Annotated in this window: 15 protein-coding genes; 14 read left to right on the forward strand and 1 reads right to left on the reverse strand. The window is 68.2% G+C overall.

From position 1 onward, the window contains the following. Positions 1-250 precede the first annotated feature (250 nt). The 10 genes from IMT31_RS09845 to IMT31_RS09890 all read left to right on the forward strand — a co-directional run bounded on the left by IMT31_RS09845 (position 251) and on the right by IMT31_RS09890 (position 10,048). Positions 251-1,150 (forward strand): transketolase, encoded by a 900-nt coding sequence (locus tag IMT31_RS09845; protein WP_345357960.1) that lies wholly within the window; start codon positions 251-253, stop codon positions 1,148-1,150. A 2-nt stretch (positions 1,151-1,152) separates the two neighbouring features. Beyond that, positions 1,153-2,121 carry a transketolase family protein gene (locus IMT31_RS09850; RefSeq protein WP_345357963.1) on the forward strand — a complete coding sequence of 323 codons (969 nt, stop codon included), beginning with the start codon at positions 1,153-1,155 and terminating at the stop codon, positions 2,119-2,121. After that, positions 2,118-3,224 carry a zinc-dependent alcohol dehydrogenase gene (locus IMT31_RS09855; RefSeq protein WP_413542626.1) on the forward strand — a complete coding sequence of 369 codons (1,107 nt, stop codon included), beginning with the start codon at positions 2,118-2,120 and terminating at the stop codon, positions 3,222-3,224. The genes IMT31_RS09850 and IMT31_RS09855 overlap by 4 nt, the downstream gene beginning before the upstream one ends. Further along, entirely contained in the window at positions 3,221-4,753 is a 1,533-nt protein-coding gene (locus tag IMT31_RS09860) for a sugar ABC transporter ATP-binding protein (RefSeq protein ID WP_413542627.1), read from the forward strand. The genes IMT31_RS09855 and IMT31_RS09860 overlap by 4 nt, the downstream gene beginning before the upstream one ends. Before the next feature lies 1 nt (position 4,754). After that, positions 4,755-5,747: an ABC transporter permease gene (locus IMT31_RS09865; RefSeq protein ID WP_413542628.1), complete on the forward strand. Its 993-nt coding sequence runs from the start codon at positions 4,755-4,757 to the stop codon at positions 5,745-5,747. A gap of 80 nt (positions 5,748-5,827) precedes the next feature. Further along, complete coding sequence (locus IMT31_RS09870; RefSeq protein WP_413542629.1) at positions 5,828-6,799, forward strand: sugar ABC transporter substrate-binding protein; 972 nt, start codon at positions 5,828-5,830, stop codon at positions 6,797-6,799. 5 nt (positions 6,800-6,804) lie between these two features. Beyond that, entirely contained in the window at positions 6,805-7,641 is an 837-nt protein-coding gene (locus tag IMT31_RS09875) for an SDR family NAD(P)-dependent oxidoreductase (RefSeq protein WP_413542630.1), read from the forward strand. Positions 7,642-7,679: 38 nt separating this feature from the next. Next, positions 7,680-8,459 (forward strand): SDR family NAD(P)-dependent oxidoreductase, encoded by a 780-nt coding sequence (locus tag IMT31_RS09880; protein WP_413542631.1) that lies wholly within the window; start codon positions 7,680-7,682, stop codon positions 8,457-8,459. Position 8,460: 1 nt separating this feature from the next. Then, on the forward strand, positions 8,461-9,312 hold the full coding sequence (locus IMT31_RS09885; protein WP_413542632.1) for a sugar phosphate isomerase/epimerase family protein: 852 nt from the start codon (positions 8,461-8,463) through the stop codon (positions 9,310-9,312). 49 nt (positions 9,313-9,361) lie between these two features. After that, the gene (locus tag IMT31_RS09890) at positions 9,362-10,048 is read left to right on the forward strand and encodes an NrtR DNA-binding winged helix domain-containing protein (RefSeq protein ID WP_413542633.1); all 687 of its coding nucleotides are present in this window, start codon (positions 9,362-9,364) and stop codon (positions 10,046-10,048) included. Between the two features lie 26 nt (positions 10,049-10,074). Here the strand turns inward: IMT31_RS09890 and IMT31_RS09895 are convergent, their stop codons facing one another. Beyond that, the gene (locus IMT31_RS09895) at positions 10,075-10,866 is read right to left on the reverse strand and encodes an IclR family transcriptional regulator (protein WP_413542634.1); all 792 of its coding nucleotides are present in this window, start codon (positions 10,864-10,866) and stop codon (positions 10,075-10,077) included. A gap of 186 nt (positions 10,867-11,052) precedes the next feature. On the opposite strand from IMT31_RS09895, the gene IMT31_RS09900 reads away from it, so the two are divergent. Genes IMT31_RS09900 through IMT31_RS09915 form a run of 4 tightly spaced genes read left to right on the forward strand, consistent with a single transcriptional unit; the run spans position 11,053 to position 16,363 of the window. After that, positions 11,053-11,769 carry a nuclear transport factor 2 family protein gene (locus tag IMT31_RS09900; protein ID WP_413542635.1) on the forward strand — a complete coding sequence of 239 codons (717 nt, stop codon included), beginning with the start codon at positions 11,053-11,055 and terminating at the stop codon, positions 11,767-11,769. A 1-nt stretch (position 11,770) separates the two neighbouring features. Then, positions 11,771-13,312, forward strand: coding sequence for an aldehyde dehydrogenase family protein (locus IMT31_RS09905; protein WP_309814713.1), 1,542 nt, complete (start codon positions 11,771-11,773; stop codon positions 13,310-13,312). A gap of 50 nt (positions 13,313-13,362) precedes the next feature. After that, positions 13,363-14,775, forward strand: a complete 1,413-nt coding sequence (locus tag IMT31_RS09910) for an MFS transporter (RefSeq protein ID WP_413542636.1) — start codon at positions 13,363-13,365, stop codon at positions 14,773-14,775. A gap of 37 nt (positions 14,776-14,812) precedes the next feature. Further along, positions 14,813-16,363: a carotenoid oxygenase family protein gene (locus tag IMT31_RS09915; RefSeq protein WP_309814719.1), complete on the forward strand. Its 1,551-nt coding sequence runs from the start codon at positions 14,813-14,815 to the stop codon at positions 16,361-16,363. Positions 16,364-16,407 lie beyond the last annotated feature (44 nt).

Raw genomic sequence — 16,407 nt, forward strand, 5'->3', positions numbered from 1 at the left:
AACGATTGAAGGCGTGATCCACATCACTCTGATGATAGTGAACCAAAGCCCATGGTGGTGCGTCAAGGATGGGCGGGCCGCCGGGGGCGAGAATCGCCGCGAGATCCGACTCGGCGAAAAGATTCTTCCGCAAAAATCCAGGTCAGAGCGCATTTTCAAGAGTTAGCGCAAAAATGAGGGAAATTCCCCTTTACGGAGCGAGCCGGTTGCGCCTAGTGTCTCGGGGAGATATAGATCACATCCCAGCAAAGTGGCTGGGTGGCCAAGACTTCCCCGGGGGTATCCCTTGACGTCAACGATTGCTCGACCGGAGACCAGTGTCTCCGAGTTGGAAGACCTCTCCTATGAGTTGCGAGAGAAATTACTCCTTCTCTGTGGAGAATATAACGGTTCAGTCCACATCGGTGGAGACCTTTCCTGTGCGGATGTTCTCACGTTGTTGTTCCACTACGGAATGCGCGTGGACCCACAGGACCTGCGCAACCCGGAGCGGGACCGCTTCGTGCTCAGCAAGGGCCACGCGGCCGTCTGCATGTACATCACCATGGCCATCCGCGGCTTCTTCGACTACCGCGGGATCGTGGACACCTACGGCCAGCTTGACTCCGCCTATGGCATGCACCCGTGCAAGGTGCAGCTGCCCGGGGTGGAGGTCTCCACCGGCTCCCTCGGCCACGGACTGCCGCTGGCCACCGGCATGGCCCTGCACGCCCGGCGCAACGGGATGGACCACCGCGTCTTCACCCTGATGGGGGATGGCGAGACCGGCGAGGGCTCGGTCTGGGAGTCCGCCCTGGCCGCGAACAGCAACAACCTCGGCAACCTGGTGGCGTTCATCGACCGCAACCGCCAGTTGATGACGAGCTTCGCCGAGGAGCGCGTCAAGCTGGAGCCGTACCCGGACAAGTGGCGTGCCTTCGGTTGGAACGTGATCGAGGTGGACGGTCATGACATGGGTGCCCTCGTGGCCGCCTTCGACTCCCTGCCCGCCCCGGACTCGGACACCCCCACGGTGATCATCTGCGACACGGTCAAGGGCAAGGGCGTGGACTTCATGGAGGCCAACCTGGCCTGGCACGCCGGCTCCCTCAACGAGACGGACCTGCAGCGTGCCCTGGCCTCGCTGGCCCACGGACGAAAGGCGGCCTGAGCATGACCAGCACGGACGTAACCTCCTTCACCTTCGGGGAGCTGCTCTCCTCCCGCACGGTGATCGGCCAGACGCTCAAGGAACTGGGCGAGGCGAATGACAACCTCTGGGTCCTCACCCCGGACATCGGGGCCACCCTGGTGGAGTTCCGGGACACCTTCCCGGACCGCTTCGTGGACGTCGGACTCTCGGAGCAGGCCTGTGTGGGCATCGCTGCCGGTCTGGCCAACGAGGGCAACATCCCGGTGGTCTCCGGCATGCTCCCGTTCCTGAGCATGCGCGCCCTGGAGCAGGTCCGCTCGGACATCTGCTATCCCAACCTCCCCGTGAAGATCGTGGGCACGCACGGTGGGCTGGTCGGCAACGGCGGCTCCACCCACTACGCCGTGGAGGACCTGGGACTGATGACCTCCCTGGTCAACATGACCGTCACCTCGATCGGCGATCCCCTCATGGTGGGCGAGGTGCTGCGCCAGTCCATGAACATGACCGGACCGCTCTACATCCGCCTGGCCGTGGGCAAGAAGGACAAGGTGGTCTACGAGCCCGGATCCGTCACCATCGAGATCGGCAAGGGCATCACCGCCCGCGAGGGCAGTGACCTGACCCTCTTCGCCCACGGCGAGACCGTCTCCCAGGCCCTCGAGGCCGCGGACGTCCTGGCCGCCGAGCACAGCATCAACGCCCGGGTGGTGGACATGTTCACCCTCAAGCCGATCGATGCCGACCTCATCCAGCGGTGCGCCGAGGAGACCGGCCGCTTCGTGGTGGTGGAGGACCACCTGGCCTACGGCGGCCTGGCCTCCCAGATCTCGGACGTGATCGTGGACCGCGGCCTGCGTCTGGAGGGCTTCCAGCGCCTCGGCATCCCGCAGGTCTTCGCCGGCTTCGGCGAGGACACCGAGTTGCGGGACAAGCACGGCTACGGACTGCAGGCCACCGTGGACGCAGCCCTGGCGGTGACAGCATGAGCGCCCCGGTGCAGGACGTCGAGACCGTTGCGGTCACCAGGATCGGCAGCCTGACAGCGCCCGACGCCGGCCAGCGCGGCTCGGTCGGTGTGGTCACCTTCCCCGCGAATTCAGTAGGACCGGAGGACGTGCGCATCACCGTGGCCTACGCCGCGATCTGCGGCTCCGATCCACATCTGGCCGAGGGCTTCTTCGGCACCGAGGTGCCGATCGGCCTCGGTCACGAGATCTCCGGGGTGGTGGCGGAGCTCGGATCCGGCGTTCGCCGCACGGACCTGAAGGTGGGGGACCGGGTCTCCGGCAACTTCGTTCGGTTCTGCGGTGCCTGCCAGCCCTGCCAGGACGGCCGCCAGCAATTCTGCACTAACCTGCACGAGTACAACCGCCCCGGCATGGCCCGGTCCGTGGTCTGGCACGAGTCCCAGGTGTATCGCCTGCCGGACAGCGTCTCGCTGCTCAAGGGCTGCCTGCTGGAGCCGACCTCGGTGGCCGTGCGCATCGCGGACAAGACCCGCATCCGCCCGGGGGACCGGGTGGCGGTCTGCGGCGGCGGCCCCATCGGCCAGTTGTCCCTGCAGCTCATGCACCGCTACGGCGCCACCTCCCTCACCCTGATCGAGCCGATCGCCGAACGGCGCGAGCTGGCCCGGCGATTCGGTGCCCGCCATGTCATTGACCCCAACAGCGAATCCCTCACCGAGCGCAGCCGGGAGATCACCGCGGGGGCGGGCTTCGACGTCGTGATCGATGCCTCCGGCTCCCGGCACGCGGTGGCCGGGCTGCTGGACCTGGCCGCCCCCGGCGGGACGGTGGTCTACGGCGCCATGTACCCGGAGGAGTACGAGCTGCCGCTGAACCTCTCCGACTACCTCTACCGCAAGGAGCTGACGCTGACCGGGGTCTTCGTGTCCCCGTACACGTTCCCGCGGGCCGTGCGGTGGTTGGAGGAACTGGATCTGGAGCCGTTCCTGCAGTCCGTCTATGACCTGGAGGACGCCGCCGAGGCCTTCGAGACCCACCTGGGCGGGGCCTACCCCAAGGTCGTCATCCGGTGCAATCACCTGCCGGAGGACCAGCCGGAGGACGGAGCGGGGCGGCCATGAGTACCGCGACGGCGGAGCCCCGCGCGCCGCAGGCCGAGCGCCTCGCGCTGCAGGCCACCGGGATCTCCAAGAACTTCGACGGTGTGGCCGCCCTGACCGAGGCCCGCCTCGAGGTCCGCCCCGGGGAGATCCACGCCCTGCTCGGCGAGAACGGCGCCGGCAAGTCCACGCTCATCAAGGTCCTCACCGGGGTCCACCAGCCGGACGCCGGCTCGATCGAGTCCTCGGGGACGCCGGTCCAGTTCTCCGGGGTCCGGGACGCCAACGAGGCCGGCGTGGCGGCGCTGTATCAGGAGACCTCGATCATCCCCACGATCAGTGTGGCCGAGAACATCCTGCTCGGTGAGCGCACCCCGAGTTCCGGCGGGGTGGTGCGCTGGAGTGAACTGCGCCGGGAGGCGCGGCGCCAGCTGGACCGCCTGAACCAGGGCCGGATCCCCCTGCGCCGGCTGGCAGGGCGGCTCTCCCCGGTGCAGCAGACCATGGTCTCGGTGGCCCGTGCCCTGGCCTCGGATGCCCGGGTGCTCATCCTCGACGAGCCGACGGCGGCCCTGACGGACACCGAGATCAAGGACCTGTTCACCGTGCTGCGCGGGCTGCGGGCAGACGGGGTCGGCATCGTGTACGTCTCGCACCGCCTCGAGGAGGTCTTCGAGCTCTGCGACCGCGTGACCATCATGCGCAACGGCCAGACCATCGTGACCCGGGACGTGGTGGAGATGACCATCGACGAGGTCATCTCCACCATGGTCGGCCGACCCGCCGAGGACCTGTTCCCCGAGCGCGGCACGGCCACGGACCAGGTGGTACTCCGGGTCGAGGGCCTGTGCGGCAACAAGGTGCAGGGCCTGGACTTCTCCGCCCACGCCGGCGAGGTGCTGGGCATCGGCGGACTCGCCGGTGCCGGCCGCAGTGAGTTGATGCGCCTGCTGGCCGGGGACCAGAAGAGGGCCGGTGGGACCATCAGCGTGGACGATGAGCCGGTCGCCGGGACCAGCGGGGTCGGCCGCGCCCTGGACCGGGGCATCGCCCTGGTCCCGGAGGAGCGGCGCTCGCAGGGGGTGTCCCTGGGGGCCTCGATCCAGGACAACATCGCCGGGGCCAACTTGGAGAAGGTCAGCTCGGCCGGCTGGATGTCCTCCCGCCGGGTCACCGAGCTGGCACGCCGCGGCATGGACAACCTGCGCGTCAAGGCACGCAGCCCGCGTCAACCGGTCGGGCTGCTCTCCGGCGGCAACCAGCAGAAGGTGGTCCTGGCCAAGATGCTGGCCCGCGATCCCCGGGTGCTGCTGCTCGACGAGCCGACCCGCGGCATCGACGTGGGCACCAAGGCCGAGATCTACCGACTGATCCGGCAGTTGGCGGCGCAGGGAACCACCATCATCGCCGTGAGCTCCGAACTCCCCGAACTGATCGGCCTGTCCGATCGGATCCTCATCATGCATGAGGGACGCGTCTCCGGTGAGGTGCCCGCCGAGGGCGCTGACGAGGAGACGCTCCTGTCGCTCTGCTACGGAAGGACCGCCTGAGATGGCCACCATGACTCCCCCTGATTCCGCGATCGCGGTGGAGGTGCCCGAGAAGCGCACTCCCCTGGTCCAGCTGGTCTGGCAGGGCGGGACCATCATCGCCCTACTGGCCCTCATCCTGATCTTCGGGGTGCTGAGACCGTCAGCCTTTCTCAGTCTGGGCAACCTGACCAACGTCCTGGCCCAGGTGGCCATCCTGACGATCATCGCGGCCGCACAGACCAAGGTGATGGTCACCGGTCACTTCGATCTCTCCGTGGGCACCACGGCCACGCTGGCCGGGGCCACTGCGTCCGCGCTGATGCTCAACGGCCTGCCGGTCCCACTGGCGATCGTCCTGGGGCTGCTCGCCGGGCTGGTGGTCGGCATGATCAACGGCCTGCTCGTGGCGTACCTGAACATCTCGGCGATCGTGGCGACGTTGGCGACGATGACGACGGTGGGCGGACTGGCCTTCATCGTCACGGACGGCACCACGCTGTACGGCATGCCCGAGTCCTTCTTCTGGATCGGCCAGGCCCGCCCGCTGGGGATCCCGATGCCCGTCATCTTCGCCGCGGTGGTGGCGCTCATCGTCTGGGTGGTGCTGCGGTACACCACGGTGGGCCGCCGCTGGTATGCGGTCGGCGGGAACTCCGAGGTGGCCCGGTTGTCCGGCGTGAACGTCCGCGGCAACGTGTTCTGGGCCTTCGCCCTTGCTGGACTGGCCTCCGGGCTGGGCGGCATCGTGCTGGTGAGCCGGCTCTCCAGCGCCAGCGCCACCAGCGCCAACGACTACATGATGCTCGCCGTGGCGGCCGTGTTCCTCGGCATGACCATCGCCAACTCCGGTCAGGCCAACCTCGGCGGGACCCTGGTGGGCGTGGGCATCATCGGCGTACTGCAGAACGGGCTGAACATCGTGGGCGTCAACACCTACATCCAGCAGGTGCTCACCGGCGTGATCATCGTCGGGGCGGTCCTGCTCTCGTCCTTCAAGTCCAAACACCGATAGGCCCGTCCCGGCCTCTCACCCCGGATACCCCCATCCACCCCACCGCCACCGACTGGTGGCACCTTCCACAGGAGTAGACCATGCGTACATCACTGAAGATCACCGCAGGCCTGGCCGTCGCCGGGATGTTGGCCCTCACCGGGTGTTCCGGTGACGCGGGAGCCGGTGGCGACGACAGCTTCAAGGTCGCCGCCTTCACCGCCGGATACGGCACACCGGCCGGCAAGGAATCCCTGGACGAACTCGTGGAGAAGGGCAAGGAAAAGGGGTGGGACGTCACCCTGTACACCTCCGACTTCGACTACGACAAGATCAACACCGACGTCCAGTCGGCCATCACCCAGGGCGCTGACGTGATCGTGGCCGGCTTCCCGGACCCCCGCCAGATCGCCCCGCTCGTCAACGCAGCCGAGTCCTCCGAGATCCCGATCTTCTCGATCGACGGCGGCGTGGAGCCGAACGACGACTTCGTCCAGGACATCACCTTCGACCAGCAGCAGATCGCCGACCTCGGTCTCGGCGCCCTGGATGAGGCCATGGGCGGCCTCGAGGGCAAGGACGTCATGGTGATCGGGCACGATCCGCACGTGGGCATCATGACCCGCAGCAACATCGCCGTGGACGAGCTGGAGGCTGCCGGGGCCAATCTCGCCGGCGGCGAGATGAAGCAGGTCCTGAACCCGGGCACCTCCCAGGAGGAGACCCTGAAGTTCGTCACCGACTTCCTGCAGGCCAACCCGGATGGGCTGGACGGGATCTGGACCGGCTGGGACCACGCCGCCCTCGGTGCCGTGCAGGCCATCAACGAATCCGGTCAGGACGAGATCTACGTGACCGGCGTGGACGCCCTCGGCGCGGCTGCGGCGGAGATCGAGAAGGAAGGACCCTTCTACGCCTCCGTCCTGCAGAACTGGTCCAAGGTCGTGGACATGACGGTGGAGAGCGTCGAGGCCTATCGCGCCGACGGAACCCTGCCCGAGGAGGACTTCGTGGAGGTCGAGGCCGAACTGATCGACCGGACCAACGTGGCCGACTACGAACCGACGATGTGAGGCCCATGACCGGCACTGACAACATCACCACCGGAACAGACCGCCTGCTGGAGATCTTCTCCATGCGTGACGACATCGTCGTGGTCACGGGGGCCTCCAGCGGCATCGGCCGTGCCGCCGCCGAGATCTACGCGGACGCCGGCGCCACCGTCGTCGTCCTCGGCCGGGACCAGACCCGCCTGGACGAGGTCCGGGAGTCCATCACGGCCGCCGGGGGCACGGCCCACGCCTACGCCGCCGACCTCTCCCGATACGGAGCCTTCGACGAGGTGCTGGAACGGATCGTGACCGAGGTCGGCCGGCCCACCGTCGTCGTGGCCAATGCCGGGATCGCCGGTGGCGGCAGCTACCGGACCGAGGACGGGGCGATCGCCCGGTACACGGACGAGGAATGGGACCACGTGGTGGACACCAACCTCAACGGCACCTTCGCCACGGTGCGCGCTGCCGCCCGCGTGCTGCCGGAGAACGGCCGGATCCTGGTCACCTCCTCCACCGCCGGACTGCGCACGGACCCCATGGTGTCCTACGCCTACGGGGCCACAAAGGCCGGCATCATCAACCTGGCGCGCCAGGCCGCCCTCGAGCTGGCCCCGCGCGGCATCCGCGTCAACGTGATCGCCCCCGGCCCCTTCAAGGGCACCCGGATCGGCGGGGACGCCGTGCTGGACGAGGCCGGCGAGCGGATGTGGGAGGAGACCATCCCGCTGGCCCGGATGGGCACCATGGCGGAGATCCAGGCGCCCATGCTCTTCCTCGTGGCGCCGGGGAACTCCTTCGTCACCGGCGCAGTGCTGGCCGTGGACGGCGGGGCGCTGGCGCTCTCGCACACCCTGTTCTGAGAACCTTCCCGAACTGAATCGCTGTACAAGGAGAAGACATGACCACTCTGAAGGACCACGTCCTGCTGATCACCGGCGGAGCCAGTGGCATCGGCCGCGCCACCGTCCGCCGCTGCGCCGAGAAGGGCGCGAAGGTGGTGGTGGCGGACCTGAACCTGGACGGCGCCCGGACGGTCGCCGACGAGGTGGTGGCAGCCGGCGGGCAGGCAGCCGCCGTGGCGGTGGACGTCTCGGACTTCGCCGCGGTGGAGGCCGCCGTCCAGTCCGCCGTGGACACCTTCGGACGGCTGGACGGGATCTTCAACAACGCCGGGATCGCCGGGGGCAAGCCGTTGCTGGAACATGACCCGGCCCAGGACTACCACCCGATGATCCGGATCGATCAGGACGGGGTCTACTACGGCATCCTGGCCGCCGGCCGGCAGTTCAAGAAGCAGGGCGGTGGGGGCGTGATCGTCAACACCTCCTCCATCTACGGCGAGCAGGCCGCCGAGTTGTCCTTCACCTACTCGGCCGCCAAGGCCGCCGTCATCTCCTTCACCCGCTCGGCCGCCTACGAGCTGGCCGAGAACGGCACCCGGGTCCTGGCGATCACCCCGGGGCGCGCCAACACCGCCATCATCCAGCAGTTCCCACAGAAGTTGCGGGAGCTGTTCGCCTCAGAGCAGCTGCGCAACGTGATGACCGAGCCGGAGGAGATCGCCAACGTGGTGTCCTTCCTGTTCTCCGCGGAGTCCAACGCCATGAACGGCACCGTGGTGAGCGTGGATGACGGCTACTCGGTGTTCAAGCACCGCTTCGACCTGCCGGAGTTCTGAGGTGGCCCTGCTCGCCGGCACGGACCTCGCCTGTCAGAGCGCGGCCTTCACCACGGACGCCTTCAGCGACGATTTTGCCCGCTGCCTGCCGATCCTGAAGGACGCCGGGTACCGGCGCGTGGTGTTGGGCCCACTGGACCCGTCCGCGCGCGGCATCGAGGCGCTCGGAGCGCGGATTCACGACGCCGGCCTGGCCCCCATCACGATGGCCGTCCAGTCCCCGGAGGCGAACGTCAGGTCCGGTGGCCCAGACGTGCGGCGGCGGGGATTCGAACAGCTGCGCCGGACGGTGGAGATGACCCAGCGGATGGGCGGCGATCAGCTCAACGGGGTGCCCTATGGCGTCCACGGGGACGCCGCCACGCTGCCGACGGAGCGCGAGGTGGCCACCACGGCCGCGTTGGTGGGGGACGTGGCGGACGAGGCGGCCGCAGCCGGGATCATGATGACCTTCGAGGTGGTCAACCGCTACGAGACCTCCGTGCTGAACACGGCGGAGCAGGCGGGGCGCTTCGTGGAACTCTCCGGCTCGAAGAACCTGAGGATCCACCTGGACACCTTCCACATGGCCCTCGAGGAGACCGACCTGCTGGGGGCCGTGGCCCATGCCCTGCCGTACCTGGGCTACCTGGAGTTCGGGCAGTCCTCCCGCGGCCTGCTCTCCACCGGCGCCCTGGACCTGGCCGGGATCCTGGCCGGGGTGCGCCAGCTGGGCTACACGGGCCGCTACGGGGTGGAGGGCTTCAGCCGGGTGACCATGCAGGAGCCGGTGGCGGACGCCCTGAGGATCTGGGGCACCACCTTCACCACGGGCGAGGAGTTCGTCCGTGACGCAGCTGCCCTCTTTGCCTGACCGTTCACCTGAGGCGGAACCAACGGCCGGGCTGGATAGATTGGCTGGTATGTCTCCGGAACGCGATGATCTCCTTGCCTATCCCCGCCCCTCGGTGGCGGCCGACGTCGTGCTCCTGACGGTGGCGGACGGCCAGCTGAACGTGGTGCTGCGCCAGCGGGACCAGGGCAGCCATGCCGGCGAGTGGATGCTTCCGGGCACCATGCTGCGCGAACGCGAGCGGCTGGGTGAGGCGGTGCTGCGGTGCCTCGACACCCGGATGCACATCCAGGGGCGCTCGCCGAGGCAGCTGCACGTCTTCGACGATCCGGCCCGGGACGAGCGGGGCTGGGTGCTGACCGTGACCCACCTGGACGTGCTGCCCCTGTCCGAACTGGAGAGGGGTCTGGCGCACGGCCACGGCCAACTCCGGCCCGTGTCCGAGGTGCAGGGGCTGCCCTTCAGCCATGACGAGATCATCGCCTGGGCCGTGAGGATGGTCCGTTGGGAGTACGGCCAGGTTCCGGACCCGTGGAACCTGCTGGAGAACGAGTTCACCATGACCCAGCTGCGCCAGATCCATGACGCCGTGGCCGGATCCCGGCATCAGAAGGACACCTTCCGGCGGGCCATGGAACCGCAGCTGGAGGCGCTCGAGGTGCGGGCCGTGCCGCCCGGTGGAAACGGCCTGGGCCGTCCGGCCCGGATCTACCGCCGTCAGCCGAACACCGATCAGCCCCTACTGATCATGACCTAGGGTCACCGGGTCACCGGGTCAAAGGGTCAACTGCCTCCTCGGATCCGCCGCTGGATAGTGGTGGCGAACGGAGTCAGCTCCCGGGCCAACGCCACCGCCTCCGGCTTGGCGGTCATCCGGCTGAGTGGCACGTTGACCGTCACGGCTCCCCGTGGCCACCCGCTGGAATCGATGACGGCCACGGCCACTGAGCCGGCCTCGAGGTCCGCCTCGGCGAAGTCCACGGCCCACCCCCGGGCGCGGATCCGCTCCAGTTCCGCCGTCAGGTCCTCCGAATCGGTCATGGACCGGGGCGTGGCCCCCGGCAGGATTCTGGAGGTCAGGCGCCGCTCCACCTCGTCGGGCGGCAGCGCGGCCAGGATCGCGCGGCCACCGGCGAAGGAATTCAGGGGGACATGGCGGCCCAGCAATGAGGTGATCCGGACGGAGCGATGGCCCTCCACCGATTCGACGTAGCGGCCGTCCCGCCCCTCGGCCACCACGAAGCCGACGGTCTCGTCCAGTATCTGGGCGGCCCGGCGCAGGACTGAGCCCGCTGCCTCACGGAGCTGCACCGCGGAGGTGGCGCCGAGGCTCAGCTCGTGCAGGGCCGCCCCCATCACATAGGCACCACCCACCACGTCCTGGCGGACGAAGTCCTGGGCCCTGCAGGCGGCCAGCAGTCGGTGCGCAGTGGACGTGCTCGTGGTCAACTCGCGGGCGACCTCCGCCACGGTGACCGTTCCCCGGTTTCCCACCATCCGAACGACCTGCAGAACCCGCTCCGCACTGACGAGGATCGGAGGGGTGGAGGGCGTGAGCCTGTCATTGTCCCGCATGACGGGAAGCGTGCCAGTGAACAGTGCGGGAATCAAGGGGTCTGCGGCGTTTCTCCGCGGCGAGGGTGAACTGCTGTCCCGCAGAGCGGGACGTCCAGGGGAATCATGGCTGGCCCCATCGGGGACTGATTCACTACCTACACGGAGAGTGATACAGATCACCAGGCAATGAAGGAGAGCAGCCCCATGGACCAGAATCAGACGTCCGCCGTCTTGGAGGACCTTGCCCGCAGGGTCACGGTGTTGGAGGCGCAGCAGGCGGTGCGAACCCTGCAACACCAGTACGGCTACTACCTGGACAAATGTCTGTACCAGGAGGTGGTGGACCTGTTCGCGGAGGACGGGAACGTCTACTTCTGCGGAGGCCTCTACAAAGGCAAGGAGGGGGTCCACCGGCTGTACGTGGGCCGCTTCCGCAAGCGCTTCACCGCTGACCTCAATGGACCGGTGTTCGGGTTCCTGCTGGACCACCCGCAGCACCAGGACGTGGTCACCGTCTCCGAGGACGGACTCAGCGCCCGGGGCCGGTTCCGCAGCATGATGCAGGCCGGCGTACACGAACAGGCCCGGGACACCTATCCGGGCACCGCCTCCATGGAGCAGTGGTTCGAGGGCGGCCTGTATGAGAACGAGTACGTCAATGACCATGGCACCTGGAAGATCAAGACGTTGAACTACCGGGCCTTCTGGCACGGGGAGTACTCCAGCGGCTGGTCACGCACGGAACCGCGGGACTTCCGTCCCACCGCCACCTACCCCGAGGATCCCTTCGGCCCGGACGAGATCGTGGACGGGGGCTTCGACTTCTTCCCGAACACCGAGGTCTTCCCCTTCCACTACCCGCACCCCGTCACCGGCCGGGAGGTCAGGTCGGAGGACGACGCGGCGGCCCAGGGTGCCTGAGGTGCCCTCCCAGGAGCACTGGGCCACCGCCCGGGGCTATGTCGACGGCGGCCCGGTCACCGATCCCCGGACGATGATCGCGGTGCTGGATCCGGCCGCCCCGTCCGTCCGGGTCGGAGAGGGGGCCGAATCCACACCGGACGACGTCGACCGGTCGGCTGCCGCGGCGGCCCGGGCCTTTCTCGGATGGGCGACCCTGACGCCGGCCGAACGGGCCCGCGGCATGACCGCGGGGGCGGACGCCATCGCCGCAGAGGCGGACCGGCTCGCCGACCTGCTGGTGCGTGAGGTCGGCAAGCCGGTCCATGAGGCCCGGGGGGACATCAACGGAGGCATCCACCTGCTCCGGACCTTCGCCGGCCTGGCCGGAGACCTCGGCGGGATGCGGGACCTGACCGGCCACCCGGGGACGGGCCAGGCTGACGGGGTGTGGCTCCAGCACGTGCCGGTCGGACCGGCCGTGGTGATCAGCCCGTGGAACACTCCGGTCTACCTGTGCCTGAACGCCGTGGCGCCGGCGCTGGTGGCCGGATGCGCCGTCGTCGTGAAGCCACCGGAGGAGGCGCCTCTGGCACTCACCCGTGCGCTGCACCTGCTGGCGGCGGCGCTGCCCGCCGGCGTGCTGAACGTGGTACCGGGGCGGGGCGCCACGGTCGGTGAACGGCTCGTGGCCCACCCGGAGATCCGCGCCGTGTCCCTGACCGGGGGGATCGCCACCGGACGGTCCGTGCTGAAGGCCGCGGCCGGCACCGTGAAGAAGACCCACCTGGAGCTGGGCGGCAATGACCCGGCCATTCTGCTGGAGGACGTGGACCTCGGCGTGGACACCCTGCGCGAGCTGGTGGCGGGGTGCTTCGCCGTCAGCGGCCAGGTGTGCTTCAACATCAAGCGCATCTACGTCCACCACAGCCGGCTCCGTGAGTTCCTGGACCGGTTCACCTCCCTGGTGGACCAGCTGGTGCTCGGTCCCGGGCACCTTCCCGGCGTCCACCTGGGTCCGCTCACCACCGAGGCCGGGTTCAGGAACGCTCAGCGGCTGCTGGACCGGGCCCGGGAGGCCGGGCACCACGTCCACCAGGGCGGTCGGTGGGCCGGGGGAGTGGAGCCGGCCGAGGGGCGCTTCATCCGCCCGGGCGTCGTCACCGGGATGGACCCGGGGGACGAGCTGGTGGTGGAGGAGCAGTTCGCCCCCCTCATTCCCGTGCTGCCCTTTACCGACGAGTCCGAGGCCATCGCCGAGGCCAACCGGACGGAGTACGGCCTGTGTTCCTCCGTCTGGTCCGCCGATCCGGGGCGGGCCCTCGCACTGGCCCGCCGGATCCAGGCGGGGAACACCTTCATCAACGCACACCGCGTCGGCGCCAGTGTGCCCCTGGTGCCCTTCGGTGGCGTCAAGCAATCCGGTCTGGGCCGGAACCACCTCCATTACGCCGTGGCGGCCTACAGCGAGGAGCATGCCGTCATCCGCTATTCGGACCCCGGTCACCAGATCCCGGGCATCGAACCCTGGTCCGGGCTGGGTGGCCCCGAGGCCAACTCCTGACCCTGCCGCTCGACACTCCTGCCCGATCCCCCTCTGCCGAAGGACACACCATGGATCTTGAATCCAGCATCCGCACTGGCCGGATGACCGTCTTCCAGACCGTCACGGTCCTCATCTGCATGCTGACCATCATCTCGGACGGATATGACATCCTTGCCGTCGCGCTGGCCATCCCGTACTTCGCTGAGGAGTGGGGGCTGCAACCGGCCGACATCGGCTATGTCATCTCTGCCTCCACCGCTGGCATGGTGGTCGGGGCGCTCGTCCTGGCGCCCCTCGGTGACCGCTTCGGCCGCCGCCTGATGGGGCTGGTGGGTCAGGGCCTCGTCACCGTGGGCATGTTCCTGGCCTGGCTCGCCCCCGGCCTCGAAACACTCCTGGGCGCGCGGTTCATCACAGGCATCGGCATCGGTGCCGTCACCGCGGTCATGGGCGTCATCGTCGCAGAGTTCTCCACCACCAAGTGGCTCGGATTCAACATGGCCCTCTACTCGGCCGGAACCGGGCTCGGCGGTTTCCTCTCCGGAGTGATCGCGGTGTCCGCCATCCCGGCCTTCGGCTGGAAGAGCATGTTCCTGATCGGCACGGTCATCAACGTGGTGATCCTGCTCATGTGCATCCTCGGCCTGCCGGAATCCGTTCAGTTCCTGTCCACTCGGACCAAGGGGCGGAGCCGGAGCCTGGAGAGGATCAACACGTTGCTGTCCCGGATGGGCCGAGAACCCATCGCCGATCTCCCGGTGGGGAATCGGCCGGGGAAGACCTCGCCGCTCAGCGGGCTCCGAGAACTGGTCTCACGGAAGATCTTGATGGTGACGATCCTCCTGGCCGCCTCGTTCTGCCTGATGATGGGCTGGTTCTACTTCAACCTGGGCTGGACGCCGCAACTGATCACCACGGCCACCTCCGATCCTGAGCTGGGCACGCTCTTCGGGACGCTCGCGCCGCTGGGCGGCATGATCGGTGGTCTGCTCTACGGGGCCATCTCGCTCAAGGTCGCCAACAAGACTCTGACCATCGTGTCCCTGGCCGTCACCGGGTTCGGCGCCGGGCTGCTCGGATACTTCCTGTCCACCCAGGACATCCCCCTGTACATCCCGCTCACCATGGCCATCGGCTTCGGAGCCGCCCTCGGCGGAATGTACTCCCTGATCCCGGAGAGCTACCCGGCCCGGGTGAGGGCCTCGGCCTTCGGATGGATCAGCGGCTTCGGGAGGATCGCGGCCACTGTGGGCCCCATCCTGGCCGGATACCTGGTGGAGGGTGGCTGGACGGGCTCCATGCTGTTCCTCGGCTCGGCCGTGATCCTGGCGGTGTCCGCTGCCCTCCTGCTGCCGCTGCGCCCCCAAGCAGACTCCGGGACGGACCCGGAGGTGCGCACGGCCGGCGTCGGCGACGCGGCCCACCCACGCCAGTCCGCTTCCCTGGCGGAGACCGGCACCGCATCGGACCGCGGGAACTGACCGCCCACCTGCCCTCCAGTGCAAGGAGAAAGAGAACATGACCCACATGAACCGTCCCCAGGACGATGCCACAGCCGAAGAGCTCCAGTGGACCCGGACCGCCCCGGCCACCCCCATCCCGGAACCCGAGGTGTGGCCCACCGTCCGCTTCCCCGAACCGGCCCACCCGTTCGATGCGCCCCTGCGCGTGGAAGCGGACATCCAGGGCCTCGAATGCGTTCAGGGTGAGATCCCGGCGCACTTGGACGGGACGTTCTACAAGGTGGTGTGCGACCGTCAGTTCCCCAAGTTCGTGGACGAGGGTCCGCTGGGCTCATTCAATGACGATGGCATGGCGCTGTCCTTCCGCTTCCGCAAGGGCCGGGTGGACTACAAGAGCCGTTTCATCAAGACCCCCCGGTTCGAGGCCGAGCGCGCCGCAGGACGGGCCCTGTTCGGCCAGTACCACAACCCCTTCACGGACCGGCCGGAAGTGGAGGGGGTGGTCCGCGGCCTGGCGAACACCAACGTGTTCTTCCACGGGGGCAAGCTCTACGCGGCCAAGGAGGACTCCCCGCCGCTGATTCTGGACCCGGACACCCTGGATACCGTGGGCCACTACGACTTCGAGGGGACGTTGACCTCCAAGACCTCCACCGCCCACCCGAAGGTCGATCCCAACACCGGGGAGATGGTGTTCTTCGGCTATTCCGCCAAGGGGGAGACCACCCGGGACATCGCCTACTACGAGGCGGACGCCTCCGGCCAGATCATCCACGAGACGTGGTTCAAGGCTCCGTACTCGTCCATGGTCCACGACTTCGCCGTGACCCAGAACTTCGTCATCTTCCCGATCATCCCCATGCGCACCGAGCGTGAGTGGCTGGAGAAGGAGGAGTCCATGTTCCAGTGGGATCCCGAGGAGCGGGTCTATCTGGGCGTGCTGCCGCGCAAGGGCAAGGGCGAGAACATCGTCTGGTACGAGGGGCCGAACCGCTTCGCCAGCCACATCATGGGCGCCCATGACGACGGCCGGCACATCCACATCGACACCCCCGTCTCCGAGTCCTCCTACTTCCCCTGGTTTCCGATCGTGGGCAACCAGGAGCATGACCCGGAGAAGTCCAAGGGCTACCTCTCCCGCTGGACCATCGACACCCGGGACCGGCGGCGCACCTTCTCGGAGCAGAAGATCTCTCAGTTCGCCTCCGAATTCCCTCGCATGGACGACCGCTTTGAGACCCTGAAGTACCAGTGGGGCGTGATGGGCCTGAACGAGCTGCCCGGCCACGACGCCCCCGGCGGCGGCTTCCGCTGGGTCTCGGCGGTGGACGTCGCCACGGGGGAGCAGAAGATCTGGTACCCGGGCGACCATGCGACGATCGGCGAACCCGTGTTCGTCCCGGGGGCCGACGACGCCCCGGAGGGCCACGGCTACGTGTTCGTCATCGTCTCCCGCCGGGACCTGATGCACTCCGAGATGGTGCTGCTGGATGCCCAGCACGTGGACCGGGGGCCCGTCTGCACGCTGAAGGTTCCACTGCGGATCCCCCGCGGACTGCACGGCAACTGGGTGACGTCCGAGGAGCTCGCCGCCAGGACCGACTGATCCTGTAGGATCCCGCAACTGAAGGCCGGCGGTCGTCCGCTCAG

The organism is Citricoccus nitrophenolicus, from assembly GCF_047305825.1.
GTDB classification, from domain to species: Bacteria; Actinomycetota; Actinomycetes; order Actinomycetales; family Micrococcaceae; genus Citricoccus; species Citricoccus nitrophenolicus.